Origin of the sequence: Engelhardtia mirabilis, assembly GCF_007748095.1 — a bacterium.
In the GTDB taxonomy this organism is placed as follows: domain Bacteria; phylum Planctomycetota; class UBA1135; order UBA1135.
Map to the genome: position 1 here is coordinate 1,061,578 of NZ_CP036287.1, position 26,347 is coordinate 1,087,924.

General features: G+C 71.1%; 18 protein-coding genes. 7 read left to right on the top strand and 11 right to left on the bottom strand.

What is annotated here, in order from left to right; genetic code table 11:
• Window positions 1–8 precede the first annotated feature (8 nt).
• Window positions 9–3,464 (bottom strand): ATP-dependent DNA helicase, encoded by a 3,456-nt coding sequence (locus tag Pla133_RS03970; RefSeq protein WP_419192103.1) that lies wholly within the window; start codon window positions 3,462–3,464, stop codon window positions 9–11.
• A 407-nt stretch (window positions 3,465–3,871) separates the two neighbouring features.
• Here Pla133_RS03970 and topA point away from each other — a divergent pair, with 407 nt between their 5' ends.
• Together topA and Pla133_RS03985 are read left to right on the top strand one after the other, a co-directional pair.
• Window positions 3,872–6,568, top strand: a complete 2,697-nt coding sequence (topA, locus tag Pla133_RS03980; protein ID WP_145062663.1) for a type I DNA topoisomerase — start codon at window positions 3,872–3,874, stop codon at window positions 6,566–6,568.
• Between the two features lie 266 nt (window positions 6,569–6,834).
• On the top strand, window positions 6,835–7,896 hold the full coding sequence (locus Pla133_RS03985; RefSeq protein ID WP_145062665.1) for a Glu/Leu/Phe/Val family dehydrogenase: 1,062 nt from the start codon (window positions 6,835–6,837) through the stop codon (window positions 7,894–7,896).
• A 130-nt stretch (window positions 7,897–8,026) separates the two neighbouring features.
• On the opposite strand, the gene Pla133_RS03990 is transcribed toward Pla133_RS03985, so the two are convergent.
• A complete protein-coding gene (locus tag Pla133_RS03990) occupies window positions 8,027–10,537 on the bottom strand; it encodes a M14 family metallopeptidase (protein ID WP_145062667.1) in 2,511 nt (836 codons plus the stop codon).
• Window positions 10,538–10,721: 184 nt separating this feature from the next.
• Here Pla133_RS03990 and Pla133_RS03995 point away from each other — a divergent pair, with 184 nt between their 5' ends.
• Window positions 10,722–11,099 carry a hypothetical protein gene (locus tag Pla133_RS03995; protein ID WP_145062670.1) on the top strand — a complete coding sequence of 126 codons (378 nt, stop codon included), beginning with the start codon at window positions 10,722–10,724 and terminating at the stop codon, window positions 11,097–11,099.
• A 40-nt stretch (window positions 11,100–11,139) separates the two neighbouring features.
• On the opposite strand, the gene Pla133_RS04000 is transcribed toward Pla133_RS03995, so the two are convergent.
• From Pla133_RS04000 to Pla133_RS04015, 4 genes are all read right to left on the bottom strand, one after another.
• Window positions 11,140–11,613: a DUF4442 domain-containing protein gene (locus tag Pla133_RS04000; RefSeq protein ID WP_145062672.1), complete on the bottom strand. Its 474-nt coding sequence runs from the start codon at window positions 11,611–11,613 to the stop codon at window positions 11,140–11,142.
• Window positions 11,614–11,753: 140 nt separating this feature from the next.
• A complete protein-coding gene (locus Pla133_RS04005; RefSeq protein ID WP_145062674.1) occupies window positions 11,754–12,680 on the bottom strand; it encodes a serine/threonine protein kinase in 927 nt (308 codons plus the stop codon).
• A 275-nt stretch (window positions 12,681–12,955) separates the two neighbouring features.
• Window positions 12,956–13,354 (bottom strand): hypothetical protein, encoded by a 399-nt coding sequence (locus Pla133_RS04010; RefSeq protein WP_145062676.1) that lies wholly within the window; start codon window positions 13,352–13,354, stop codon window positions 12,956–12,958.
• Window positions 13,351–15,600, bottom strand: a complete 2,250-nt coding sequence (locus tag Pla133_RS04015) for a YfhO family protein (protein ID WP_145062678.1) — start codon at window positions 15,598–15,600, stop codon at window positions 13,351–13,353. Before Pla133_RS04015 ends, Pla133_RS04010 begins: the two co-directional genes overlap by 4 nt.
• A 126-nt stretch (window positions 15,601–15,726) precedes the next feature.
• Here Pla133_RS04015 and map point away from each other — a divergent pair, with 126 nt between their 5' ends.
• Complete coding sequence (gene map, locus Pla133_RS04020; RefSeq protein WP_419192104.1) at window positions 15,727–16,623, top strand: type II methionyl aminopeptidase; 897 nt, start codon at window positions 15,727–15,729, stop codon at window positions 16,621–16,623.
• Between the two features lie 89 nt (window positions 16,624–16,712).
• A complete protein-coding gene (locus Pla133_RS04025; protein ID WP_145062683.1) occupies window positions 16,713–18,356 on the top strand; it encodes a glycosyltransferase family 4 protein in 1,644 nt (547 codons plus the stop codon).
• A 35-nt stretch (window positions 18,357–18,391) separates the two neighbouring features.
• Here Pla133_RS04025 and Pla133_RS04030 read toward each other — a convergent pair whose 3' ends face one another.
• Both Pla133_RS04030 and Pla133_RS25900 read right to left on the bottom strand, forming a co-directional pair.
• A complete protein-coding gene (locus Pla133_RS04030) occupies window positions 18,392–19,654 on the bottom strand; it encodes an RNA polymerase sigma factor (RefSeq protein WP_145062685.1) in 1,263 nt (420 codons plus the stop codon).
• A gap of 63 nt (window positions 19,655–19,717) precedes the next feature.
• Window positions 19,718–20,113, bottom strand: a complete 396-nt coding sequence (locus tag Pla133_RS25900) for a YciI family protein (RefSeq protein WP_419192105.1) — start codon at window positions 20,111–20,113, stop codon at window positions 19,718–19,720.
• Between the two features lie 268 nt (window positions 20,114–20,381).
• Between Pla133_RS25900 and Pla133_RS04040 the strand changes: the two genes are divergently transcribed.
• On the top strand, window positions 20,382–21,044 hold the full coding sequence (locus Pla133_RS04040) for an outer membrane beta-barrel protein (protein WP_145062691.1): 663 nt from the start codon (window positions 20,382–20,384) through the stop codon (window positions 21,042–21,044).
• A 70-nt stretch (window positions 21,045–21,114) separates the two neighbouring features.
• Window positions 21,115–21,699 (top strand): outer membrane beta-barrel protein, encoded by a 585-nt coding sequence (locus Pla133_RS04045; protein WP_145168275.1) that lies wholly within the window; start codon window positions 21,115–21,117, stop codon window positions 21,697–21,699.
• A gap of 4 nt (window positions 21,700–21,703) precedes the next feature.
• Here Pla133_RS04045 and Pla133_RS25905 read toward each other — a convergent pair whose 3' ends face one another.
• The 3 genes from Pla133_RS25905 to mutS form a co-directional block, all read right to left on the bottom strand.
• The gene (locus tag Pla133_RS25905) at window positions 21,704–22,495 is read right to left on the bottom strand and encodes a DUF480 domain-containing protein (RefSeq protein ID WP_419192106.1); all 792 of its coding nucleotides are present in this window, start codon (window positions 22,493–22,495) and stop codon (window positions 21,704–21,706) included.
• 68 nt (window positions 22,496–22,563) lie between these two features.
• Window positions 22,564–23,112: a hypothetical protein gene (locus tag Pla133_RS25910; RefSeq protein ID WP_419192107.1), complete on the bottom strand. Its 549-nt coding sequence runs from the start codon at window positions 23,110–23,112 to the stop codon at window positions 22,564–22,566.
• Window positions 23,113–23,456: 344 nt separating this feature from the next.
• Window positions 23,457–26,066, bottom strand: a complete 2,610-nt coding sequence (gene mutS / locus Pla133_RS04055) for a DNA mismatch repair protein MutS (protein WP_145062697.1) — start codon at window positions 26,064–26,066, stop codon at window positions 23,457–23,459.
• Window positions 26,067–26,347: the final 281 nt, after the last annotated feature.

A 26,347-nucleotide genomic window follows, 5' to 3' on the forward strand; every position in this document is an offset into this window, starting at 1 on the left:
GCGGGGATTCAGAAGGGGGTCTCGTCGGCGGCGGGGAGGTCGTCGGGGCCGAGCTGGTCGTAGGTGGAGTCGTCCGGGCCGGGGCCGTCGTGGCCTTCGTAGCGCTCGTAGCCCTGACTCGCGTCGTGGCGGGCGGAGCTGCTGGGGTCCGAGCTGCGGTGCGTCGAATCACGGTGCGTCGAATCACGGTGCGTCGAATCACGGTGCGTCGAGTCACCGTGCCCCGAGGTGCTCTGCCACCAGGCACCGTGCTCCGAGCTGCCGTGGCCAAGGCCGCCGTCGCCTGGCTCGGCGTCGAACAGGCCCTGCTCGTAGGGGCCGGGCTCGTAGGAGCTCGGCGTCCCGTCCGGGGCCTCCTCCAAGTCGGTGGGACGCGGCTCTCGAAGCCCGGCGGCTCCCGCCTCGTGAACCTCGCTGCGCGCGTCGTCGAACGCGTCCACGCGCGTCTCGGCGAACGGCGTGGCCAACCCGGCGGCGCGCAGGTCCGCGGTGAGGCCCACGTGCTCGAAGACCTGCGTGAAGCAGTGGTCGCTGTCGCCGCGCACCAGGCGCGCGGCACCCTCGGCGCCGGTGGCGTCGACGGGCAGCTCGCGCAGGAACGAGCGGTGCCGTGGCTCGAGGATGCGGTGGTCGAGCAGGTGCACGCAGCCCTTGTCGCTCGCGCGGCGCATGAGGCGGCCGAAGCCCTGGCGGAAGCGGCCCAGGGCGCGGGGCATGTAGATGCGCTTGCGCTGTCCACCTGCTCCGAGCACGGCGCACTGGGCGTGGTGGTAGCGGTCGGGGACGCCGTAGGGGAGCTTGGGGATCACCACGTGCTCGAGCACGTCGCCGGGGAAGTCGGCGCCGAACCAAAAGGTATCGAGGCCGATCAACACCGCGCGCCCGCCGGCGCGGAAGCGGGCGGCGAGCTGCTCGTTCGACAGGGCCCGACGGCCCTGCACGAGCACGTCGATGCCGCGTCGGGCCAGGGGCACGCTCAAGCGACCGCCCAGGTCGAGGGCGTCGCTCGCATTGGTCATCAGGACCAGGGTCCGCCCGCCGGTGCGGATCGCCAGGTGCGCCACGTAGCGCGCGGCGAAGTCCAGCCAGGCCGCCTTGCCCGCGCGGTAGTCCGGCGCGTCGCGCGGGATTGCCACCAGCACGCGCCCGTAGTCGAAGGCCTCCGGCGCGCGGAAGGTGCGTACTTCACTCGGCTCGCGCTCCTCGCCCTCCGCTGGCTCGGCGGCGCGGTCCAGGCCCAGGTAGCCCTTGGACGCGTCGAAGCCGCCGCCCAGCCACGTGGTCGCCGACAGGAGCACCGCGCTGTCGAGGTCCGGCAGAGCCACGCGCCCCAGGTACTCGTTGGGCAGCAGCACGCGCGCCACCAGCGCCAGGCCACCGCCGCGCGCGGCGGGATCCAGGTCGTAGAAGGTCTCTGGCCGGAAGGCCGGCTCGCCGTCGTGGGTCGGCAGCCAGGCGTCGACGCCGGTGGACAGCTCGAGCAGGTCGATGCGCGCGCGCTCGAGGGCGCCGCGCAGGCGCCGCCCGCCGCCGCCGGGGACCTCGTCCAGGGTCTCGCCGACCCCGGCCAGGCAGGCGTCCACCCGCGAGAGGCTCGAAACCAGGCGCGCGTGTAGCGCGGCGAGGGCCGGATCCACTGCGGCCTCCACGTACTCGCGCAACAGCGAGTGGGCGTCCCGCTCGGCGCGGCTGGCGAGTTGCGCCTGGCGCCAGTCGAGGAAGCGTTGGCCCGCCTTCTCCAGACCGCCGAGCAGGGACAGTGCAGCCTCCTGGGCGTCGATGATCTGCTGGCCCAGCTCCCAGGCCTTCGACCCCGCGGGCGCCGCCTTGATCAAGCGATCCACCGGCCCGCGCCGGCGCGAGCGCCGCCCGCGCTTGCTCGGGTCGCCGCGCAACTCGCGCAGGCGGTACTCGAGCTCGGCCAGGGCGATCACGTGGCTGAAGGCGCTCTCGGCCTGGTCGTGCAGGTGCTCGCACTCGTCGAAGACCATGTGCGCGAAGAACTCGCGCCGCGCCAGGGCGAAGGCCTGGTTGGTGATCACGACGTGGCTGCGTTCGGCGCGCCAGCGGGCGGACTCGGCGCCGCAGCGGCTGCGGTCGGCGGTGCGCGTACAGCAACCGCTGCGCCCGCGCACCGCGCGCACCAGGCGCGCGCGTTCTTCACTGACGCCGTCGATCCCGCCGAAGGGCGTGCGCTCGATGGGCGGCAGGCGGTCGAGGTCACCGTCGCCCGCACCGAGGGCGAAGGCGAGGACCTGGGCGTAGGCCACGGCCAGGGACGCCTCGTCGCCCTCGCGCGGCGACTCGAGGGCCAGGGCCCGGCCGCAGACGTAGTTCTGCCGACCCTTGAGCACGCCGGCGCGCGGCCGCTCCGCGATCCCGGCGCGCTCCAAGAGCTCGAGCGCCAACGGCACGTCCCGCGCGAAGGCCTGGCGTTGCAGCGCGCGCGTGTAGGTGGCGATGCCCACGCGGATGCCGTTGCGCACGGCGAACAGCATCGCCGGCAGCAGGTAGGCCAGGGTCTTGCCCGTGCCGGTCGGCGCGTGCAAGAGCAGCAGCTCGCCGCTGCCCAAGCTGTTGGCGACGGCTCGTAGCACCTCCACCTGAGACGGTCGCGCAACCAGGCCGGCCGCGGCGACCGCGCTGTTCGGGATGGCGCCGTCCGGGATCGCCTCGGGCCGGGCCAGGGCCTGGGCCAACAGCTCCCGGTCCGCCTCGTCCAGGGGCCGCACGCCCTCACCACCGGGCGGCAGGGACTCGCGCGGCCAGGTGCCGTTGGGGTCCTCGCCGGTGGAGTGTTCGTGCCCGAGCTGGGCCGAGCCCACGGCGATCTCGAGTTCGGCCGAGCGCAGCCCGCACTCGCGCAGCCGCCCGTCGAGGGAGGTCGGCGCGCCGATCGCCGAGGGCTGGTCCACCAAGTGGGCGATGGCTCGCAACCTGCTGGCCGCCGCGGGCTCGACCCCGTCCAGGGCCAGGGCCGCCAGCTCCCAGGCCCGCGCCAGGGCGCCCACCGCCTGCTCCGGCAGCGCCAGGGTCCGGCCGACCACGTGGGCCAGGGCCAGGCGCAGCTCGGTGGGGGACAGCTCCGCCAAGCGCACCGCGCCCGCCGGACCTGCGCCCGCCGGGCCCGCGCCAGCCCGGCCCGCGCCCGCCAGGGCCTCGGCGTCCGACCCGAGCCCGCCCGGGTCGATCCAAGCCGCCAGCTCGTCCAGCCCGAACCAGCGCTCCCCGGCCAGGCCGAGCTCCGCCGCCCAGGCCGCCGCCAGCTCCCGCTCCGGCAGCACGAAGACCGCCTGCGGCCGCTCCCGCGCCAACTGCTCCAGGGCCCGCCGGGGGGCCGTGAGGGTCCCGTCAGGGGCCAGTTCCCGGTCGCGCACGTCCGCGCCGGCCCCCAGGCGCGCCCTCACCGACAACAGCCGATCCCGCCCCGGCGCCGGCCCGTCGACGGCCAGGGACAGGAACACGGGCTCCCGATCACCCGCCCGCGCGGGGGCGGTGGGCTCGGGCGCGGAGCGGCTGTCGGTGGGCGGGTTGGGGCGGATCAGGGCACCGTTGCCATAGGGACGGATGGCGGCGTGAGAGGTTACGCATCGAATCGAAGCTCCGCCCCTGCGCCGACCCCGCCGGGCCCCACCTTCCGTGCCGACTTGCGGCCGTCCCTCTCCCAGATCGCTGCGAGTGGCCGAGGGAGAGGGGTAAGCCGAGCCTCGTCAACGGCTTAGGTGTCGCATTTCCAGCCCTTCCAGGGGCCGCCCCGGCACTTCGCGGGGTTGACGTGGGGGGAGACTCCTCTATCTAGTGCCGCCCCGGCCTTCGGGCGGACGGATCCTTCGTCCCCGAGCGGAGGCCGATTCCCGAGGAGCTCCACACCGTGTCCGCGAAGCAAGGCCCCGCACTCGTGATCGTCGAGTCGCCCACCAAGGCGAAGACGATCTCCAAGTTCCTGCCCTCCGGCTATGTGGTCGAGGCCAGCGTGGGGCACATCCGCGACCTGCCCACCTCCGCCAAGGAGATCCCGGCTGCCTACAAGAAGGAAGCCTGGTCGCGCCTCGGGATCGACATCGACAACGACTTCCAGCCGCTCTACGTCGTTCCGCAGGCCAAGAAGAAGCAGGTCCAGAAGCTCAAGGCCCTGGTCAAGGACGCCAGCGAGATCTACCTGGCGACGGATGAAGACCGCGAGGGGGAGTCGATCTCCTGGCACCTGGTGCAGGTCCTGAATCCCAAGGTCCCGATCAAGCGCCTGGTCTTCCACGAGATCACGAAGACGGCGATCGAGAAGGCCCTGGCCGAGCCGCGCGAGTTGGACGAGGGGTTGGTGCAGGCCCAGGAGACGCGCCGCCTGCTCGACCGCCTCTACGGCTACGAGTTGTCGCCGATCCTGTGGCGCAAGATCGGGCCCGGCCTCTCCGCCGGTCGCGTGCAGTCGGTGGCGGTCAAGTTGATCGTCGAGCGCGAGCGCGAGCGGCAGCGTTTCGTGCGCGCGACCTACTGGGACCTGTCGGGTGCCTTCGCCGCCAAGAACGGCAACTTCGAGGCGACCCTCGCGACCCTGGACGGCAAGCGCGTCGCGTCCGGCAAGGACTTCGACCAGCACACCGGCAAGCTCAAGGCCGGCTCGGACGCCCAGTGGGTCGACGAGGCGCGGGCCCAGAAGCTCGCCAGCGATCTCAAGAGCGCCGACTGGGCCATCTCCAAGGTCGAGCGCAAGCCTTACACCGATCGCCCCTCGCCGCCGTTCACCACCAGCACGCTGCAGCAGGAGGCCAACCGCAAGCTGCGCCTCACCGCGCGCGCCGCGATGCAGGCCGCCCAACGCCTGTACGAGAACGGCTACATCACCTACATGCGGACGGACTCGACCAGCCTCGCCAAGGAGGCCGTCGAGACCGCGCGCGCGCAGATCGAGAAGCTCTACGGCGCCGACTACGTCCCCGACCAGCCGCGCGAGTACCGCACCAAGGTCAAGAACGCCCAGGAGGCCCACGAGGCCATCCGTCCGGCTGGCGAGTTCGTCACGCCGGACTCGATCAAGGGCAAGGTCGGCGTGGACGAGCTGCGCGTCTACGAGCTGATCTGGAAGCGCACCATGGCCTGTCAGATGGCCGACGCGCGCGGGCATCGCCTGAGCCTCGAGGTCACCGGCGCCGGCGCCGTATTCCAGGCCAGCGGCAAGACGATCGAGTTCCCCGGCTACATGCGCGCCTACGTCGAGGGCGCCGACGATCCGGACGCCGAGCTCGCGGACAAGGAGACGGTCCTGCCCAGCGTGACCGAGGGCGAGTCCGTGGAGTGCACCGGCCTGGAGGCCAAGGACCACACCACCCAGCCGCCGGCGCGCTTCACCGAGGCGTCGATCGTCAAGGAGCTCGAGTCGAACGGCGTGGGGCGTCCGAGCACCTACGCGATGATCATCGACACGATCCTGCGCCGCGAGTACGTGGTCAAGCAGCGCAACGCGCTGGTGCCGACCTTCATGGCCTTCGCCGTCGTCGGACTGCTCGAGCGCCACTTCGGGCACCTGGTCGACGTGACCTTCACGGCGCGCATGGAGGACGACCTCGACATGATCTCCCTGGGCCAGAAGGAGTCGCTGCCGTACCTGCAGCACTTCTATTTCGGCGCGGGCGGCGACGTGTCGAAGGCCTCGGACGGCGGCCTCAAGGCCCTGCTCGAGCAGGAGATCGATCCGCGCGAGTCGTGCACCCTGCCCCTGGGCCTGGACGCCGAGGGACGGGCGATCGCGGTCCGCATCGGGCGCTACGGGCCCTACCTGGAGCGCGGCGACGAGCGCGCCACGATCCCCGAGGGCATCGCCCCCGACGAGCTGACGATCGAGAAGGCCGTCGAGCTGATCGAGCGCGGCTCCGGCCCCACGGAGCTCGGGGACGACCCCGACACCGGACGCCCGGCGTTCCTCAAGGCCGGACGCTTCGGCCCCTACGTGCAGCTCGGCGACAACGACGACGAGCCCAAGATGAAGTCGCTCCTGCCGGGCATGGTGCCGGAGGAGGTGACCCTCGAGTCGGCCATGCGCCTGTTGCGCCTGCCGCGTGAAGTCGGCGTCGACCCTGCCACCTCCGAGCCGGTGCTGGCGGACTTCGGGCGCTACGGCCCGTACCTCAAGCGCGGCACCGACACGCGCAGCCTCGAGGCGCCCGAGCAGGTCTTCGAGATCGACCTGGAACAGGCCCTGGTGGTGCTCGCGACCGAGAAGAAGGGCGGCTTCCGCCGTGGGCCCAAGGCCCTGCGCGACGTGGGCACCGACCCGGCGGGCAATGTGGTCAAGCTGCTCGACGGGCGCTACGGCCCCTATGTCACCGACGGCACGACCAACGCCTCGATCCCCAAGGGCACCAACCCCGACGACGTGACCCTGGAGCTGTCGCTCGAGCTGATCGCCGCCCGGGTGGCCGCCGGACCGAGCAAGAAGAAGAAGGCCAAGAAGAAGGTGGCCAAGAAGAAGGCCGCAACGAAGAAGGCGGCGAAGAAGACGGCGAAGAAGGCCACCAAGAAGGCCTCCAAGAAGACGGTCAAGAAGGCCGCCGACGACGGGGACGGGGCCTAGTCGAGCGCGGCTCTGGCCGGCGTCGATCCGCGCGCGCCGCGCGCGGAAGGCCCGTGCCAGGCCGGACTTCGAACAGCACGGCCGGTGGCGCGGAGGCCGCGCGGGGCAGGCGCGCCCTGTGCCCACAGTCCCCCCGCGGCGTTCACGGCGCCGGGGACGCGCGCTACACTGTCGCGCCGTCCGAGCGACCCGGCGGTCCCCACGAGCCGGGGTCGATCCGGCCGCATTCACACCTCACGAAACTGCTGCGGACGGCAACGCTGCCCATGGACATCACCGAACTCACCGAGCCCGGCTACGAAAAGGTCGTCCGCTGCGTCGACCGCGCGACTGGCCTGTTGGCCTTCATCGCGGTGCACGACACCACGCTCGGCCCGGCCCTGGGTGGCATGCGAATGCTGCCCTACGCCTCCGAGGACGAAGCGATCTTCGACGTCAAGCGCCTCTCGCGCGGCATGACCTACAAGTCGGCCGTGGCGAACACGGGCCTGGGCGGCGGCAAGTCGGTGATCATGGGCGATCCGGCGGGCAAGACCCCGGAGCTGTTCCACGCCATGGGTCGCTTCGTCGACTCGCTGGGTGGCAAGTACATCACCGCCGAGGACATGAATATCGGGATCGCCGACCTCCAGCAGGTCAAGAAGACGACCCAGTACGTCACCGGGTTGAGCCGCGAGGAAGGCGGCTCCGGCAACCCGAGCCCCTACACCGCGCGGGGTGTCGTGATGGGCATGCGCGCCGTGCTGGAAGAGGTCTTCGGCAGCGACTCCTTCGAGGGCCGCACGATCCTGATCCAGGGCGTCGGCGCCGTCGGCCAGCCGATGGCCACCGACATGAAGGCGCGCGGGGCGAAGATCCTGGTTTGCGACATCGACGAGAAGCGCGCGGCGCGCTTCGCCGAGGAGCACGGCTTCCAGCACGTGCCCGACCTGGACCACCACAAGCACGAGGTCGACGTCTATGCCCCCTGCGCCCGCGGCGCCGGGGTCAACGACCGCACGATCGGCGAGCTGCGTTGCAAGGCGATCGCCGGCTGCGCCAACAACATCCTGCTCGAGCCGCGCCACGGGGACGAGCTGAAGGCCAAGGGCATCCTCTACGCCCCCGACTACGTGATCAACGCCGGCGGCATCATCAACGTCGGCATCGAGGTCAGCCCCGGCGGCTACAACGAGGCCGTGGCGATCGAGCGCATCGACGGGATCTACGACAACCTCAAAGAGGTCTTCCAGATCGCCCGCGAGGAAAACATCGGGACCGAGGTCGCGGCTGATCGTCTGGCCGAGCGTCGCCTCGAGGCCGCGCGTCAGGCCAAGCAGGAGGCGTGAGGATCGAGTAGGCGTTCGTACGGTGCCAGGCACAAAACCGCCGCCTGAACGACCTGGGCCCCCGGCGCCGATAGCGCCGGGGGCCCAGGTCGTTCAGGCGGCGGTTTTGTGCCTGGCACCGTACGAACGCCTACTCGATCCTCAGCTCCAAGCGGTTCGACAGGGCGATGCCCCCGGCTCCCGCCGCGAGCTGCTGTAGGTAGATCGACACTCCCTGCAACACCGTGTCGTTCGGGATCGGTAGATCAGCTTGTGCCGGCGCCCCAGGGGTCGCCGCGCCCGAGCCCACCGTGAACGCCGTTCCGAGGTCGAGCAGCACCGGGCCGCTCACACCGGGCACCGTCAGGAACCCGGTTCCCGCCGATCCGAACAGGGTCGTGGCGCTGGCCGACTCGACGCTCGTGAACAGCGTCGGCGACGTTCCGATCGCTGCGGTCCCGTAGAGTGCGATGCGCGGGCCCGCGCCGTAGACCGCCAGGGTCAGGTCGTCGATGGCCGCCTCGACCAGGGAGTTGTTGGGGTCGTCGCTGGCGGTCACGCGCAGACGCATGGCGTCGGTCAGGGCGATGGTGTCGTGCAGCGGGAACTCGACCCGGGTCCAGGCGTTCTCCGTCTGGGCCACGACCTCGAGTGTCGACCAGGAGCCGCCGTCGTCGTTCGAGACCTCGATCAGGAGCTCGTCGTCCGCAACCGACAGGTCGGCGTACCAGCGCGAGTAGCCCAAGAGGGCCGAGCTCGCACCGGACAGGTCCAGTCGCGGGCTCAGCAGGCGCGTGAAGCCGTTGTCGACGTCGTCGGTGCCGGCCGAGCCGCCGGTGTTGCCGGTGACGAAGCAGAGGGTGCCCGCCGGGGTGGCGTCGTCTTCGGGCTGGGCCGGCTGGCCGCTGCTGGTGGTGCCGTTGGGGTCGCCGAGCTCCCAGATGCCGGTGCTGGCGGTGTCGCCGGGGAGCCCCGCGGTCCAGCCGAGGTCGACCTCGAGCTGGTCGAGCACCAGGAGGCGCGGCTCGCCCACGACGACGCTTCCGAACAGCTCCTGGTCCAGGCCCTCGTGACTGAGGACCACGCGGTAGGCGACGGTGCTGCCGGGCTCGGCACCAGCGTCGATGGAGAAGGCCAGCGGCGCGCCGCCGTTGGAGGCGCCCTGGAACGATCCGATCACGCCGAAGTCGCTGGCGCCCTGCAGCACCGTGGCGCTCCCGCTGTCGATCACGAGGGTCGCGATGACCGAGCTCCCGGTCACCGCGCGCCCGGCGTTGCGAAGGTCGAGCGTCAGCTCGATTGACTCGCCCGCCTCCACGAACTCGTCACCGTCGCCGATGGTCGCCACGCTCGAAGCGTCCACGTAGACAAAGGCCGCGGCGGCCAGGGAGACCCTCTGGAAGGCCAGGAGGTTCTCCTCGGCCAAGGGCACGATGCGCGACGCGGGCGGCCAGAATCCATCCGCCTGGCCGCCGATCTCCGGGGTCCAACCGAAGGTGCCCTTGGCGGAGTAGTCGTAGTCGAAGGTCACGCCGTTGGCCGGATAGAGCACCAGCGGCGCGGGACCGGCCAGGTACCCGTTGACCTCCGTGCACAGCTCGTTCAGCTCGCTGAACTCGGCGTCGTTGCCCGTGGGCAGGACGTCGTAGCCCCAGGGCGAGAGCCACAGGTTGGAGTAGGTGTGGGTCGACAGGGCGGTCTCGAACTGGCGGCTCTGGATGAAGGCCACCATGTTCTGGGTCTCGGGCTCACTCGCCGGCGACGGGCCGCGGTAGGTCACGTCGAACGTGTCACCGCTCGATCCCAGGCTGTCGTAGCCCCACTTGAAAGGGTAGTTGCGGTTCAAGTCGACGCCCATCGTGCCGTCGCCGTTGTCGCGACGGTTCTTGCGCCACAGGCCGCCGCCGCCGGGCGCGATCTGTTGGTTGTAGACGTAACCGTCCGGATTGACGACTGGTACGAAGTACAGCTCGCGCTCGTTCACAAGGTAGGTTGCGAGGGGATCGGCACCGTAGTTCTCGAGCAGCCAGAGCATGTACCACAGGGTCGTCTGCATGCCCTGGGGCTCGCGCGCGTGGTGCAGGGAGTCGTAGCGCACCTCGGGCTCGTTCTCGTCGACGTCGGGGTTGTCGGAGATCTTGACCATCCACATCGGGCGCCCCTCGAGGGACTGGCCGATGGAGACCTTCTGACTGATCAAGCTCGGGTAGGTGGCGCGCAGCTGGTCGAGCACGTTGACCACCTCGGCGAAGTCGTAGTAGCCGCCGATCGAACCCGAGGTGAAGGGCGGAACCAGACCGGCGCCGAGGGCCGGCGCGCCCAGGGGTTGCAGCGCACCGGTCGCCAAGCGCTCCGCGTAGTAGCGCTGCTCGTCCTCGCGCACGATCGTGAAGGGGATCCCGCGCTGCTCGAGGCGGGCGCGGTCGGCCGCGGTGGCCAGGACGGCGACGGCATCCGAGTCGACCTCCACCAGATCCAACCCGAGGGTGAGGAGATCCTCGAAGTTGGGCGCCGCGGGCCCGGTGAGGGGCAGGCGGATGTGCGCCTTCACGGGCGGGTCGGCGGGGGAGGCCGCGGTCGTGCCGGCGGAGGGTGCCGAAGTGGGCGCAGCGGGGTTCTGGACCGCGAGGGCGGCCAGGGCCAACAGGAACGTGGCTGTCATGGGGGCTCGAGATGGGGGAGGCTCGCCGGCGCTGGAGAGGGGGGCCGGCGAGGGAGGGCCGAGATCGAGGTGGGGGGCTCGGCCTGAGTCGTCTTGGACGGTACCCCCTGGTGTGAGGTTCGGGGACGCTTCGACTTCCCTCGACCCTCCAACGCTCGCGCCGGTCTGACTATCCTTGCCGCCGATGAGCGATCTCCCCGACCGCGAGACCCTGCGTCAGACGATCGCCGGCTTCGACTCCACCAGGCAGAAGGTCCTGGGCGGGATGGTGCTGGCGATGATCAACCAACCCGACGCCATCCAAGATCGCGAGTGGCTGTCCGAGGGCCTGGCCCAGATGGCCGCGCGCGCCCTGGAGCTGCCGGACGCGCCCGGCCCGGCGGAACTCGAGCTGCTGCGCGCCTGGATCCTCGAGCACCGCGACGCCGTGCTCAACGCCGCCTTCGCCGTCTTCGTGCGCAGCGCCGAGGACATCCAGGAGGCCGGCGCGCTGGAAGGCCTGACCTTCGAACGCGCCTCCGCGGCTGCATTGGTCTATCTGGCGCCCGAGCCCGAGGACTGAACGCGACGGGTGTTCGCGTACTCGCGCGGCAACGCGCGTCTCAGGTGCCCTTCGGCAACGGCCCGACCTTCCAACGCGCGGTGACCAACGCGACCACCTCGCCCTGGCTGTCGCGGATCGGGGCCTCGACCTCGAGCTCAGCCTCCTCGCCCGCTTCGACGGCGGGGGCGCGGCACTCGGCCGTGAGCGTTCCGCGGGCCTTCTTGAGGTACCGCGTGGAGAGCTCGATCACGATCGAGCGCATGCCCTCGGGCAGGGCCGTGATCAAGGCCAGGCCGCTGGCCAGCTCGCCGACGTTGGTCAGGGCCACCGCGTGGATCGAGTTCAGGTGGTTCTCCACCTCGCGGTGTTGCTCGAGGGTCACGCGGACCTGGCCCGGGCTCAACTCCTCGACCCGCGCGCCGGTGCTGCCCGAGTAGGGCACGGCGGCGAAGAGCTCTCGGGTGAACGCGGCGGGCGGGTCCGGGGACGCCGCGCAGCGTCGCCACAGCTCGAGGATCTGGGCTCCGTTCATGGCGCCGGCAGTCTACGCCGCCCGCAGCCGCGTCGGCGTCTGCGAACGGAACGCCGCTCGAACCGGTCCGCGCCCGAACGAGACAGGGCCCACCCTCAGCGGAGGATGGGCCCTGTGGTGGTGACGCTTCTACGCGTTGCTCACTGCTTGCGCAGGAAGGCCACCAGGTCCTTCTCGAGTTCGGGCAGGCCGTACTCCATCACCGTCAGGCTGCGGTAGACGATCTGCTCGAGGGCCTCGGGCGTGTTCGGGTTGAGCTCCCGCGGCGGCGGATAGGAGAGGAAGTAGGACAGCGACAGGCGCTCGACCTCGCCGCCCTGTTCGCGGCCGGCGTACTGCCACGGGACCTCGTCGAAGGGCAGGGTGCCGGTCAAGATCTCGTACAGCATGACCCCGATGCCCATCACGTCGGCCTTGGGCGACTGCAACAGGAGCGGGTTGTAGTGGGGCGTGGTCGAGATCAGACCGCGCGAGCCGTCGCGCATCGCGGGGTCGATCATGACGACCGAGCCGGAGGGCTTGACGATGATGTTCTCGGGCTTGAGGTCGCCGTGGTACTCCATCGTGCCGGCCTTGCCGAGGCGCTGCAGGGCGCGCACGATCGACAGGAACCAGTTCAGGCGGATGCCCTCGAGCGCACGGACCTTCTCGCGCAGGGTCTTGCCGCGCACGAAGTCCAGAGCCAACACGGGACGACCCTCGTGCTCGAAGGAGTCGCGCACGCGCACGAGGTTCTGGCTCTTGGCCGCCTCGAGCAGGTTGCCCTCCGAGCGAATCAACTCGTCGATCTCGTGCAAGTCGAGGAAGTCGATCCGCACGCCGTCGTTGCGGAAGAAGATCGCCTCGCCCGGCGTCTCGTCGGGGCTGATCCACTCGGGACTACGGTGGCTGGTGACCTCGAGGCAGCGGGTCACGTAGCGACCCCCACCGGCGACGTCGCCGACCTTGAGCGCGACCTTGGCGCCGCGCGGGTCTTCGGCGATGTAGACGCAGGCGAATGCACCACGAGCAACGAACTCACGCACCTTGTAGGTGCCGATGGTTTCGCCTGCTTCGAGCCTGATCATGACGGGGATGAAACTTGGGGGGCTGGGGATCGAGTGGCGCCGACCTGAGGTACGTCCGCGCGGGTCAAGGACCTCGTAGGCACCTCTTCGGCCTCGACCCTGGGTCCGCTGGAGACCTGGCAGGCACTCGGTCCCGCGAGCGCTCCGATCGATCCGCGGTTGGCACCCGCGCCGAATCCACGCGAGCACTTCTTTCCGTGCCTACGTCTCGGCGGGCTCCGTCAGAGCGCCGACAACCCCACGCGCGAGTCCCCAAGCCGGCTCTCCGGCGGGTCTCAGCGGCCCCGGACTTGGTCCAGGCTGACGGGCTCCAGGTGCGCGGCCGCGAGGCCCAGGATGCGCGAGGCACCCTCGTTCACCGGGCCCGTCCCCAACCAATCGGGCTCGGTGCTGTGGGGCCGATAGCGCCAGGCGCGGCCCTCGGAGTCGATCAGTCCCAGCTCCTGGTTCCACACGTTGCGAACGCTGTGGAAGGCGCGGCCGTCCCCGGTGGCCTCGAAGCGCAGCACGAAGCCCACGTCGCTGTCCTCGTCCACCACCCGCCAGGCGGCGCGCGGGGTAGAGACCAGAACCTCGGGCAGGGGCGCCTGGGCCTGGCGCACGGCCACCGTCTCCACGCAACTTGCGCTGCTGACCGCGAGTGCCAGGGTGAGACTGAGGGCGATTTGGTTCATGGGGAGCGCCGTGCGCTCCGACCGAAGGTGCAAAGGGCCAGGACCAGCAGTCCGACGGCCGCGAGCACCAACCCGGCGCGGAAGGACGCGGGCGCATAGCGCATCTCGACCGTGCGGTCGCCCGGCTGTAGCCAGATCCCGCACAGGGCGTGGTCGAGCCGCTGGACGGGCACCGGTCGGCCGTCGACTTCGGCGTGCCAGCCCTGGTCGAAGGTCTCGGTGAAGACGAGCAGGGCCACGGCGTCGACGTCCACCGCGACCGTCGCGAGGCCGGGCGCGTGGCCCACGAGCCTCGCCTCACCCGGGGGCGCCGTGCCCTCGTAGGCCTGCGCTCCGGCCGGCGGCGGGCCCTCGAACAGGGCCACGCGCGGGTCGAAGTCCTCGGCGCCGAGCAGCGCCAGGCGCTCGGCGTCGTCGTCGACGCGCCTTGCCCCCTTGGCGACGAAGGCACGCCCCAGGGCCATCGGCCGCTCCCAGGTCACCAGGCCGGTGGGGGACGTGTGGACGGCTTCGAAGGGCGGTGGCAAGGGCTCGGCGGACAGGGCCCAACGCACGCCCAAGAGATCGAGCAGCGGGATCGAGCGATCGAAGTAGCCGATCTCCTTCACGAACAGCCGGGCGCGCTCGTCGCTGGTCAGAAGGCCCACGAGCTGCGCCATGCGCTCGTCCTCGATCGAGTCGTAGCCGGTGGGCAGGGCCAGGCGGTGGAACAGGTTCGCGTTCGGGAACAGGTAGGTCCCGCGCGTGCCCAGCACCCGCTCGGGGCGCTGGTCGGCGCCGGCGCCGTGCAGGAAGTCGACCGTCGCGGAGTCCGGGACCACCAACTCACGCGGCGTCGCGGGGTTGTAGCCGCGGGCGAACAGCAGCAGCTCGGCGGCCACCACCACGCAGGCGACCAGGCCCAGGCTGCGGCGCAGGACGTGTCGGCGCAGGCGCGAGAGGCAAGCGTCCAACCCCACGGCGCCCAGGGCACTCAGCCCGAAGGCCGCGAACAAGCCGAATCGCATCAGCTTCGTGCTGCGCAGGCGCGGCACTTCGCGCAGAAGGTCGTAGAGCGGCGGAGCCTGCCAGGCGACGAGCAGGGCGAAGAGACTCAGCCCGGCCAGAAAGCGCACGCGCCCGTCGCGCCAGCGCAGCACCGCGCCGGCCACGGCCAGGATCAGGAGCAGTCGCCCGACGAACGGCCCGACCAGCTCCGAGTAGTTGAGATTCAGGCCCTTCGGACCGGTGTAGTCGCCGTGGGCCGGGTTGCCGTGCAGGTTCGGGGCCACGAGCAGCGGCGCCACATCGGCGAGAGCGACCGCGTCCGTGGCCTCGGCCTCTTCGAAGAGGGTCGCCGCGCGGCTGTGTCCGAGGTATTCGGCGAAGGGCAAGAGGGCGGGGGCGGCGACCATCGCGCCGACCAAGGCGCCTGCCCCCGCGAGGGCCAGGGCTCGCGCGCCCATGCGCGGACGCTCGGGGCTGGCCGTCGTGGCGCGGAAGACGACGTAGGCCGCGAGCACCAGGGCCGTGTGGGTGGCGGTCTGGATGTGCCCACCCACCAGCATCCCCGCGGCCACCACGGCCACCCACACGGCGCGCCGAGCCGTGGGCTGCTCGGCCAAGGCGCCCAGGGCTATCAGGGCCCAGGGGAAGAGGGCCGCCACATTGGTGTGCGGATGGCCGAGCCAGACCACGTTGAACCCGCACAGGGCGTAGCCGAAGGCACCGGCCGCCGCCGCGCTGGCGCGCAGCCCACCGCGCCGCAGAAACACGAGCATCCCGATCCCGGCCAGGCCCAGCTTGGCGAAGGCGATCCAGGCGAAGGCGTGCCACGAGCCGCTGGCCAAGTGCAGCCAGTTGAGTGGCCACAGGAAGGCGCCGGTGTAGGCGGCGTGGACCGGCTGGCCGCCGTAGTCGTAGGGATTCCAAAGGGGCAGTCGCCCCGCGGCGAGCTCCTCGTGGGCGAAGTGCAGCCAGGGCTGGATCACCAGGCTCTGGTCGAGGAGCAGCGGATTGCCCGGTCGATGGCCCTCTGGCGCCGCCTGGATCCAGGGCTCGAACTCGAGCAGGGCGTCAGCCTGGGTCAGGATCAGCCCGCCGAAGAGCGTCTCTCGGAGCAGCAGGGAGAGGACCGCGAGCAGTCCCAGGACCGCCAGCACCGTCGAACGCCGCTCGGCCGCCCGTGCGGCGGCCCCCGCGCCGTTGGTCAAGGGTGCGTTAGGGTCGGCACGAGCCGTCACCGGCTGCTCGGGGGATGAAACCATCGCCGCCGAGTCTAGCCCCCGCCACTCGTCAGGATTCCCGCCCAGCGCACCCGATCAGCTCTGTGTGCCCGGGATCCGCGGGCCCGCCGGATTGCCTCTTCTGGGCCGTCGGACTATCTTCCCGCCGTGGATCAATACGGACTCGAGTGTCACCGGAAGGCAGGGCGCATTGCGGCGGAGTGCCGCGAATGGGCCAGGCAGGCGATCCAGCCGGGGGTCGAGCTGCGTTCGATCCTCGAGACGATCGAGTCGATGATCCGCGAACGCGGTGCCGACATGGCCTTTCCGGCCCAGTCCAGCCGCAACGATTGCGCCGCCCACTACTGCTCGGCACCGGGGGACACCACCCGCTACGAGGAGGGTGATTGCGTCAAGGTCGACATGGGCGTGCACGTCGATGGCTACATCGCCGACACGGCCTGCACCGTCGACCTCTCGACGGACGGTCGTTGGGGGGCCCTGATCAAGGCCAGTTCCGACGCCCTGGCCGGGGCCATCGCCACCATCGAGGACGGCGTTCCGGTGGGCGAGGTGGGCGCGACGGTCGAGCGCACGATCATGTCCGCCGGCTTCGAGCCGGTCCGCAACCTCACCGGCCACGGTCTGGGCCGCTGGAAGGTTCACACGGCGCCACAGATCCCCTCCTACGCCGAGCGCGGCGGCGGGCGCATCAAGCAGGGCATGGTCTTCGCCGTGGAACCCTTCGCCTGCACCGGACGCGGCTACATCCGCGAGCAGGGCCGGGCCGAGGTCTTCATGATGGTCCGCCCGCCGCGCAAGGCCCGCGGACTGGACCGGGACGTGCTCAAGGCGATCGAAGCTTGGCGTGGCCTGCCCATCGCTCGGCGCTACTTCGCCGATCTGGATCAAGAGGCAGTCGAGGACGTGATCGCGAAGCTCGCCCGCCAGGGCTCGCTGATGCGCTATCCGCCCCTCGTGGAGGACCCGGGCGTAATGGTCGCGCAAACCGAACACACGATGTATCTCGGCCCGGACGGGGTTGAGATATTGACTGCCGCCTGACGATCGTCTCCCGACGTACGGCACCCGACGAACGGCTGCCCAGCGCTCTCCCCAGCGGCCCCCCGCGGTCGCGTGCGCAGGCCTAATCGGTGAAGTTAGCTCTCGTAACCACAGCGCCGGAGATTCACTCCGGCATCGGTGATTACACCCGTCACCTGCTGCCCTACCTGGCGCAGAGGTGCCAGGTGGAGGTCTACGTGCGCGACGGGACCGAGGGCACGCAGCTCGACGGGTTCACCACGCGCGCGCTGTCTACCCTGGGGGCCGGAGCCGCGGATCGGATCCTGTACCAGCTGGGCAACGAGGCGAACCACGCCTTCATGGTGCCTGCGATCCAGCGCCTAGGCGGGGTCGTGATGCAGCACGACTGGGTGCTCTTCGACCTTGCCATGGCCTGTCACCCGGCGCTGGTGAGGGGCGGAGTCAAGGGCGCGACCCTCGCCGGTCGCCTCGGCGGCAGGACCCAGTTGGCCACCTATGTGCGCGCCTTCGGTGCCCGCCGCCAGGAGCGCCGGCGACCCCTGCAACCGGTGGAGCCCAATGGTCGCCCGGGCAACCTGGTGGGCGGCTGGCACGCGCCCGAGGGCACCGGTCGTTGGGTCGCCGACAACGGCGTGTTCCGCATCCCCGCCGAGGGCGTCCGATCCGTTGCGGTGACCTTCAACGCCCCCGTGGGCCGACGGGTCGAGCTGCGCCAGGGCGGGCAGGTCCTGGCGAGGTACCGCACGACGCCGGAGCAGCCCTGGGAGCGCCTCGAGATCGAGCCCGCCGAGCGCGAGCGGCCGACGCTGGTGCTGCACGTGGATCCGGTGCGGGTGACGAAGGAGCAGCGCCTGCACGGTGACGCGCGGCGACTGGGGGCCTTCATCGAGCGCATCGAATGGTCCGATGCAGACGGGCGACACGACCTGGACCTGCGCGCGCCGGCTGCGGTCCCGCTGCGGCCGTCCAGCCTGTCGGACTTTCGCTTCGACCTGCCCCTCAATCGGGGCGTCGTGCGCCACGCGGACGGGTTCGTCGTACACAGCGAGTTCGTCGCCGAGCACATTCGCGCGACTCGGCCGAACGTCGGCGTAGGGGTCGTGCACCACGGAGCCGAGCGCCGCTGGCACGAACAGACCCGCGCCGCTGCCCGACTCGAGCTGGGCCTGCCGCGTTCCTGGGCCGACGGCTTCCTGGTCACCAGCCTGGGCGGAGTGCAGGCGCACAAGCGCGTGGATCGCGTTCTCGCAGCCCTGGCCCAAGCCCGCCGCGAGCGGCCGGACATTCGTCTGGCGATGGCCGGACGAGTTTGCTCTGAGTCCTTCGACGCGCGCGAGGTGGCCGAGTCCATGGGTCTCGGCGACGCGGTGCACTTCCCCGGCTTCGTCAGCGAGGAAGATGCCTGGCGCTGGCTGCACGCCGGCGATGTGTCGATCAATCTGCGTGGTCCGACCAGCGGCGGCACCTCCGGGGGCATCTTCCAAGCCTTCGGGCTGGGCCGTGCGGTGATCGCCAGCAATGCGGCCGAGCAGCGCGAACTGCCCGATGCGTGCACCATCAAGGTGCCCCTCGGCGAGGGCGAAGTGGACGCTGTCGCGCGGGCGATGGTGGAGCTGCGCGACGACGCCGCGCGGGTCGAGCGGCTCTCCGCGGCCGCGCGCGCGTTCGTGGACGACGAGTGCCACTGGAGCCACTGCGCGGATCGCTACGTGACCTACCTCGAGCGCGCGCCCCGACCCCGCGGGGTCTGAGGCGGGAGGCGTTCGCACGAACGCCTCAGAGGGCCTCACCAGTCCAGGGGCGCGCCGCCGGAGCTGCAGGCGGTCCATCGACGCTCGAGAAATCGACGGCGAGAGGGCGAGCGTTCCTCCTCGATGGCGCGGCGGAACGCGTCGGTCGCGGCTTCGAGATCACCCGCGAGCCACAAGAGCTGGGCCCGAGTCGCGGTGCGCAGGGGCAGCTCGACCGAGGCATCGATGCGATCGAGCTCAGCGAGCCCCGCACGCGGGCCCGTGACCTGGGCCAGGGCTACGCAGCGACCCAGGGCCACCACCGGCGAGGGGTGGCAGCGCAGCAGTCGGTCGTAGAGCAGGAGCAAGTGTCGCCAGTCCGTATCGCCCCAACTCGGAGCCGCTGCGTGGGCTGCAGCGATGGCCGCCTCCAGGTGATAGCGGGTCTCGCGCTCGCCGCTCATGGAGCGCTCCAGTCGCACGAAGCCCTCCGCCGTCAGCGCGCGATCCCAACGCGAGCGATCCTGCTCCGCCAGGGAGAGGGGGACGCCGCCCTCGTCGAGCCGGGCCTCGACCCGCGCGGCCTGGAGGCAGAACAGCGCCGCCAGGGCGTGGACCTGGGGACCGGCGAGACGCCGGTCGTCCGCGACCAGCCGCACCAAACGAAGGGCCTCGTCGACCAGCTCCGCGCGCACGTGCGCCTCCTCGCGCGCCGAGGAGTGACCCTCGTTGAACAGCAGGTACAGGGCCAAGAGCAGCGAGTCGAGTCGCCGTGCGCGCTCGTCCCCTTCGCACTCCAGATCGACGGATCCGTCGCGCAGGATCGCGTGGGCCCGGGACAGGCGCCGCTTGACGGCTTCGGAGGTCGTCAGCAATCCGGCCGCGATCTCGTCGTTGCCGAAGCCGCAGGCGGTCTTCAGCACGAGGGCCAGGCGCGACTCGATCGGCAGGCTGGGGTGGCAGCACAGCAGCATCAGTCGCAACAGGTCCTCGTCTTCATTCGTCACCGGCGCGGGCGAAGCCGGCTCTGGAATGGCGTCGAAGCCCTCCTGTCGCCCCTCTCGCCGCAGGTGATCGATGGCCGCGCGCTCCGCCACCATCGCCAGCCACGCGCCGGGCCTTCGCGGAATGCCCTCGAAGGGCCAGACCATCAGCGCCCGCACCAGGGCCTCCTGGGCCACGTCCTCCGCCAGCGACAAGCGGTGGGCGCCCAGCCGCCGCGTGGTGCGCGCGACGAGCTGGGCATACTCCCGCCGGAAGAGCCTCTCGACCAGCGGCGCGGTCGCAGCGCCGCCGGTCGTCGGGTCACCGGCGCTCACGGTCGCGACCGGTTTGCCAGGGGAGGGCGTGGTCCACGACCCCGGGGCAATGCGCCGAGGTCCTCAGCGTCCGGCACTGGCCTCGACTCCAGCCGTCTCCGAGGCGCAGCTCGTCAAGTCGTCGACCTGGCGGATCTCCACCGTGCCCTTGTCCTCGAGCTGCGGATGGTTGCGGCACAACTCGATCGCCTGGGCCAGGTCGTCGGCCTCGATGATGAAGAAGCCGCCGATCATCTCCTTGGTCTCGCCGAAGGGGCCGTCGGTCACCACGGTTCGATCCCCGTCGCGTCGCAGGACGGCGGCGGCGTCGGCGCCGGCCAGCTTCTGACCGCCGGCGTGGCGCTCGCCGAGCTCCTGGGCCCAGGTGCCGTAGCGGGCGATGGTGGCCTGCATCTGGTCGGGGCTGTAGCTGTCGTACTGTCGGGGGTCGTCGCGCAGGATCAGGACGTATTGAGCCATGTGAGCCTCTCGGAAACGTGGGCAGCTTGTCGCGCGCCGGCGCAGCCCGGGCACCGGCGGCGGGTGGCCCCAGTGGCCATCCGCAGGCTCGACGGACGGGAGCGGCGCGAGGGGACGCCGATCCCCGCAGATTCTGACGGCTACCCAAGGAGACGGGCGGCCGGCTCGCAGGTTGCACCCCCGATGGCGAAAATCCCCTCGCGGCTTCGCCTCCGCGGTACCCGCCAGGCTTGATGCGATTGCGGGGCAGGGGCACGATCCCGCGTCGATGGACACGCTCACGGCAGCACTGTTGGGTTCGCTGGCGGTCTTGCTCGGCTGCGCGAGCACCGCGCCGCAGGATTCCGGACCGGCCAATCCTGAGGTCCCGCCGCGGTCGGAGGCCACTCCGGAAGCCGCGGACCGCGCTCCCATGCGGCCGCGGGTCGAACTCGGCTTCGGCCACCGGGTGCTGGTGGAGGACGCGGCCTGGTCCGGCGCCGACGGGCTCAGCGGCTTCGGGCTGCAGCTGGTCCACCCCCTCGGGCCCGCCGCGCCCCTGGCGATCGAGGGCGGCCTGACCCGCGTGACCGACGACACCGACCTCGCCACCCAGGTCGACCTGCGGGTGACCGAGGCCTTCATCGGCCTGCGCTTCGCGATTCCGCCGGACGAGGGCGTGACCACCCCTCGCCTCGAGCCCTACGTGGCAGGCGGGTTGTCGTTCCTGCACGCGGAGCTCGAGAGTGGGCCGGTCGAGGACGACGCCGATGCGATCGGTGCCTACGTGCGCGTCGGACTCGCCTGCCACCTCTCCCGGCGGGTCGTGCTCAGTTTCGACTACCGCGTACACCACGAAACTGACATCGACATTGCAGCCGGTCCTCTCACCGTGTCGGACTCGAGTCTCGACGGCGCCCAGTTCTCCGTCTGGTTGGGTCTGGCGTTCTGAGTCCTTCGCCGCCGTGGCCCTGGCCGCGATCGCGGCGGGGTGCGGCGCGCTGCAGACCGAGTCTCCGGCGGTGCAGCGCGTCGCAGTCGAGCCGGCGCCGTCCTCCCCCGAGCCGTCCTACGCGACGCTGAACGTGTACGCGGCCGACCGACAGCTGGATCAGGTGGCGGAGGGGCTCGAGGACATCGCCCAGTTCGACATCGTCGGAGCCGAGGGCATCGTGCTGCCCTGGCCGCAGGTGCCGCTCGGCTTCGAGTTCGGCGCCAGCTACGGATCTTCGGCGACCAGCCTCGCCATTGGGCCCGGCTTTGCGCCGCTGGACGTCGAGCTGACGTTGATCGGCGTCTCCGCGGGCCTGCGCCTCTACCTCTATCGCGCCGGACCCGGCGGCTTCCCGCTCGAGCCCTTCATCGCCGCGGGAGTCACGAAGGTCTACGCCAACGTCGACGTGGCCGGCCTGGGCTTCGCCGACGCGCCCACCGGCAACTACTTGCGCGCCGGGCTCCAGCTCCGGCTGACCCGCTGGCTACACGTGGGGATCGACTACCGCCGACTCGCGGGCGCGAGCTCCACCGTGCAGCTGGACGGCGGCAACGCGGCGACCGTGGACTTCGACAACGACCAGGTCGGCCTGTTCGTCGGCGTGCGCTTCTGAAGGCTCAGACGTCCTCGCCGAGCTTCTCGAGCAGGCTCGCAAGGCGTTGTTCTAGCTGGGTGATTCGGCGCTCGAGCTCGGATACGCGGTCGGAACTGGCGTCGTGGGTCGGGTGGGTGGGTCGTGACTCGGCGGCGGGCGCAAGGAAGGGGTCTGACTGCTGGGGCGCCGGGTCGTCCGCGCGCCCCGACTCGCCGCGCTCCTGGGCCTTGCGCGCCGCCGCCTGCTCGTCGTGTCGCCGGACGATCTCTTCGGGCGTGAGGGGGCGCGAGCTCTGCGTCGCAGCGACACCGGCCGGCGCGGCCGGCGACGAGAGCAGCTCGCGATAGCGCTCCGCGCGCGTCCCCGGCGACGGCGCCAGGCGCTTCACCAGGCGGACCCCGATCAGCTTATCGAGCAACTGCCCGAGCTCGGCCAAGGTGTCGATCGCGCTCATGCGGCTCGCGCGCGTGCGCAGCTCACCCGGCTGCTGAGGCCCGCGCAACAGCAACTCCGCGACCACGGCCAGCTCGGCCCGATCGAGCGAGAGGGTCTGCCGCGCCAAGTGCTCATAGCGCTCGACCCGCGCCCCCATGCCCGGCGGCACCCGGTTCGCCAGGCCCTTGGCCTCCAGGCCCTGGGCGCCGACGTGCGCCTCGGCCTCGCCGAAGTGCACCACCGGGTGGCGGTTGGATTTCTGGTTCGATCCGGCCACCAGGGCCTTGATCGACAGGGGGTACTGCTCCGGCGTTGTGAGCTGCTTCTCGATCAGCACGCCGAGCAGGCGCGCCTCGACTTCGTTGAGGACGATGGTCATGGCGAGCGGGATTCTAGCGCCGGCGGGGAGCCCCGAACGTTGCGAGAAGGATCGCCGACTGGCGCGATTCAGGGGCCCGAGCTGCCGACGGCCGGCGCGGCGCTCTGCGTGGCCGCGCGGCGCACCGCACCCGCGTAGGTGCTGCGAACCTCGGGGAAGAGGTCGAAGACCACCGCCAGGGCCGAGCGGTAGTCCGGATCGAGGGAGTAGTTCGCGTAGAGGAAGGTCGACAGGTCGACGGCCTCGACGAAGGACTGGTCGGTCCCCGCGCGGATCTCGTCCCAACCGCCGGCCGCCTCGACCACGGCCTCGTTGATCCGCGGGTCGTCGCCGAAAGTGCGACTGAAGGCCCGCACGGTCGAGTCGATCACGCCCCGCTGCTCGAGCTCGAGGTCGTCCTCGACCTCGCTCGCGAGCCCCGTCTCGATCGCCACCATGGCCCATGGCGCCAACTCGCCCGAGCGGTTGTAGGGCGAAAGGAACTCGCCGGCAGCACCCTCCAGGGGGGTGGGCGCGATCACGAGGTCCGGCGCGGGCACCTCGCGATGGGTCGCGGCGCAGCCCGATGCGAGCAGCGCGATTGCGGCGGTCGCGTAGAGCTTTTGGCGGTGATTCATGGGCTCCGCAAGGTCGAGACGACGGGTTGCGGTCGAGACGCTTCTTGGCCTGCGGTCACCCCACAGGCACTCGCTCGGGGCCGAGGGAGATTGACATTCTCGCGCCGGACCTGCAATCGGCCGATGGGCCAGACGCCTCACCGTTGGCCACAGGCGGCCCTCGCGCGCCCGTGAATGGGGTGCCCCGCGTCGCCATCGAAGGTTCTCTTCGCGTAAGGAGCGCGCGCAATCTCCATAGGGACGGTCCCGTCCTCGTCCCGACTCGTTTCGAGCGAGGCACTCGAGATGGGCGACGGTCGCTGAAGTGCGCGGGTGGTCGCGACGAGTCGCGCTGGCGCGCGGCTTCAGCCGTCGCCGATCATCGCCTTCAGCTCGCGCAGCTTGAGCAGGGCGTCGATCGGCGAGAGCTGGTCGAGGTCCAGCTCGCGCAGGTCGCGGTCGACGGGGCTGGGCTGGCTGGCGAACAGGTCCAGCTGCACCGGGCCGTCGGCCACGCGGCTGGCGCCGCCCGAGCGCGAGCCCGCCGCGTCCCCCGCGATTCGCGGCGCCAGGTCGGCGGCGTCGCCCTCGATCTCGCCCAGGATCTGGCGCGCGCGGCCGATGACTTCGGGCGGCACGCCGGCCAGGCGCGCGACGTGGATGCCGTAGGAGCGGTCGGTGCCGCCCTCGATGATCTTGTGGAGGAAGACGATCTCGTCACCCCATTCGCGCACGGCCACCGAGAGGTTGGCGACACCATCGAGGCGCTGGGCCAGCTCGGTCAGCTGGTGGTAGTGGGTTGCGAAAAGCGTGCGCGCGCCGATCTTGCCGTGGATGTGCTCGACGATCGACCAGGCCAGGGCCAGGCCGTCGAAGGTGCTGGTGCCGCGGCCGACCTCGTCCAGCACGACCAGAGATCTGCGGGTCGCGTTGTTGAGGATGTTGGCGATCTCGACCATCTCGACCATGAAGGTCGACTCGCCGCGGCTGATGTCGTCGCCCGAGCCCACGCGGGTGAAGATGCGGTCGACCACGCCCACGCGGGCGGAGTCCGCCGGTACGAAGGAGCCGATCTGGGCCAAGAGCACGATCAGGGCCGTCTGACGGATGTAGGTCGACTTACCGGCCATGTTGGGGCCGGTCAGGATCGTCAGTGAGCGGCGCTCGGTGTCCAGGCGCGTGTCGTTGGGCACGAAGGACTCACAGCTCGCGCTCAGCTCGATCACCGGATGCCGACCCTCGACGATCTCGAGCTCGCCCGAGTCGTCGACGGTGGGGGCCACGTAGCGGTTCTCCGACGCGGTCTGCGCCAGGGACGCCAGGGCGTCCACCGCGGCCACCGCGTGGGCCGTGTCGAGCACGCGCCCGAGCTGGCCGGCGAGCTCGTCGCGCAGGCTCCCGAAGAGCTCGTACTCGAGCGCCTTGGAGCGCTCCTCGGCCTGCAGCACCTTGCCCTCGAACTCCTTCAGCTCGGGGGTGATGTAGCGCTCGGCGGTCTTGATCGTCTGCTTGCGGATGTAGTTCTCGGGGACCTTGTCGACCTGCCCGCGGGGCACCTCGAGGAAGTAGCCGAAGACCGAGTTGAAGCCGATCTTGAGCCCGGGGATCCCGGCGCGCTCGGACTCCTCGGCCTGGAACTTGGCCATCCAGGTCTTGCCGTCACCGGCGATCGAGCGCAGCTCGTCGAGCTCCCCGTTGAAGCCCGCGCGGATCAGGTTGCCCTCGCGGATCGTCGGCGGCGGCTCGTCGACGAGGGTCTGCGAGACGCGCTGGGTCAGGTCGCCGAGTGGGTCGATGGCTGCCGCCAGCTCGCTCAGGATGCCCGAATAGCTGCCTTCGAGCCGCTCCAGGAGTCGCGGCATCAGATCGGTCGACTGGGCCAGGGCCAAGAGGTCGCGTCCGTTGGCGCGGCCGGTGGAGATCTTCGCCACCAGGCGTTCGAGGTCGCGCACCTCGCGCAGGAGCTCGCGCACGTCCTCGCGCAGGAAGGGCTGGGCCACGAACTCGGCCACGCCCTGCTGGCGGTGGACGATCGGTTCGACCTCGCGCAGGGGCTCCAGCAGCCACTCGCGCAGGAGCCGCCCGCCCATGGGCGTGCAGGTGGAGTCGAGCACGTCGAGCACCGTCCCCTCGCGCCGCGCCTCGCGTTGGGTCACCACCAACTCCAGGCACGAGCGCGTCGCGCGATCCAGCACCAGGTGCCGCGAGGGCTCGGCCACCTCGATGCGGCGGATGTGGTCGCAGGAGCTCTTCTGGGTCTCGGCCAGGTACTCGAGCAGGGCGCCGGCGGCGGGCACGATCGCCGAGCCGTCCTCCACCCCGAAGCCGGCGAAGGTCTGCACTCCGAAGTGCTGGCGCAGGACGCGCTCCATGCCGCCCGGGTCGAAACGCCAGGCCTCGCGCTCGGTGACGCGGCGCTCGAGGGTCCGGTACAGCTCGGTGGCCACCTCCGGCGCGCGATCCACGGCCTCGCTCGACAGGAGCAGCTCGGCCGGGTCGATCTGCGCGATCAGGTCCGGCACCCCGGCGCTGGGCACCTCGGCCACGTGGAAGCGACCGGTGGACACGTCGACCCAGGCCAGACCGGCGCCCTTCTTCTCGAAGTGCACGGCGCACAGGAAGTTCGAGGCCCGCGCGTCGAGGGCGTCCTCCTCGGTGATCGTCCCCGCCGTCACCACGCGCACGATGCCGCGCTGGACGATGCCCTTGGTCTGCTTGGGGTCGGTGAGCTGCTCGCAGATCGCGACCTTGATGCCCTTGCGGACCAGGCGCAACAGGTGCCCCTCGACCGAGCGCACCGGGACCCCGGCCATGGGCAGGGCGTCGTCGCCCTTGTCGCGCTTGGTGAGGGTGATGCCGAGCTCGCGGCTGGCGACGACGGCGTCGTCACCGAACAGCTCGTAGAAGTCGCCCATGCGGAAGAACAGCAGGGCCTCGGGCTGCTCCTCCTTGGCGGACCACCACTGGTCCATCATGGCCGTCTTGGGGCCCGTGCGGACGAGCTTGGGACGCTCGCGGCGGGGACGGGCGCCTGCGGCAGGAGCCTTGGCCGGGGACTGGTTCGGCGTTTCCGACCCAGGGCGCGCGGGGGCGACGGAATCGGTGCTGGCGGGGTCGGCGGGCATCTGAAGTGGAACTCGGGGGGGAGCGGCGGCGTATCGTACGGACCTCGCTCGGATGAGTCCCGCCGTCCCGTTGGCCTGGCTTTTGCCGAGGGGCACCAGCGGAGGCGCGCCCGCTACGTAGCCCGTCCCAT

What these genes read in the sequence shown, in the direction of transcription:
- Pla133_RS04000 (WP_145062672.1), bottom strand. Translation starts at nt 11,613, where the DNA reads ATGAACGGAGCCCAGATCCTCGAGCTGTGGCGACGCTGCGCGGCGTCC.
- Pla133_RS04015 (WP_145062678.1), bottom strand. Translation starts at nt 15,600, where the DNA reads ATGGTTTCATCCCCCGAGCAGCCGGTGACGGCTCGTGCCGACCCTAAC.
- Pla133_RS25905 (WP_419192106.1), bottom strand. Translation starts at nt 22,495, where the DNA reads ATGACCATCGTCCTCAACGAAGTCGAGGCGCGCCTGCTCGGCGTGCTG.
- Pla133_RS25900 (WP_419192105.1), bottom strand. Translation starts at nt 20,113, where the DNA reads ATGGCTCAATACGTCCTGATCCTGCGCGACGACCCCCGACAGTACGAC.
- Pla133_RS25910 (WP_419192107.1), bottom strand. Translation starts at nt 23,112, where the DNA reads ATGAATCACCGCCAAAAGCTCTACGCGACCGCCGCAATCGCGCTGCTC.
- Pla133_RS04010 (WP_145062676.1), bottom strand. Translation starts at nt 13,354, where the DNA reads ATGAACCAAATCGCCCTCAGTCTCACCCTGGCACTCGCGGTCAGCAGC.
- Pla133_RS03990 (WP_145062667.1), bottom strand. Translation starts at nt 10,537, where the DNA reads ATGACAGCCACGTTCCTGTTGGCCCTGGCCGCCCTCGCGGTCCAGAAC.
- Pla133_RS04040 (WP_145062691.1), top strand. Translation starts at nt 20,382, where the DNA reads ATGGACACGCTCACGGCAGCACTGTTGGGTTCGCTGGCGGTCTTGCTC.
- Pla133_RS03995 (WP_145062670.1), top strand. Translation starts at nt 10,722, where the DNA reads ATGAGCGATCTCCCCGACCGCGAGACCCTGCGTCAGACGATCGCCGGC.
- Pla133_RS04005 (WP_145062674.1), bottom strand. Translation starts at nt 12,680, where the DNA reads ATGATCAGGCTCGAAGCAGGCGAAACCATCGGCACCTACAAGGTGCGT.
- mutS (WP_145062697.1), bottom strand. Translation starts at nt 26,066, where the DNA reads ATGATGGACCAGTGGTGGTCCGCCAAGGAGGAGCAGCCCGAGGCCCTG.
- Pla133_RS03985 (WP_145062665.1), top strand. Translation starts at nt 6,835, where the DNA reads ATGGACATCACCGAACTCACCGAGCCCGGCTACGAAAAGGTCGTCCGC.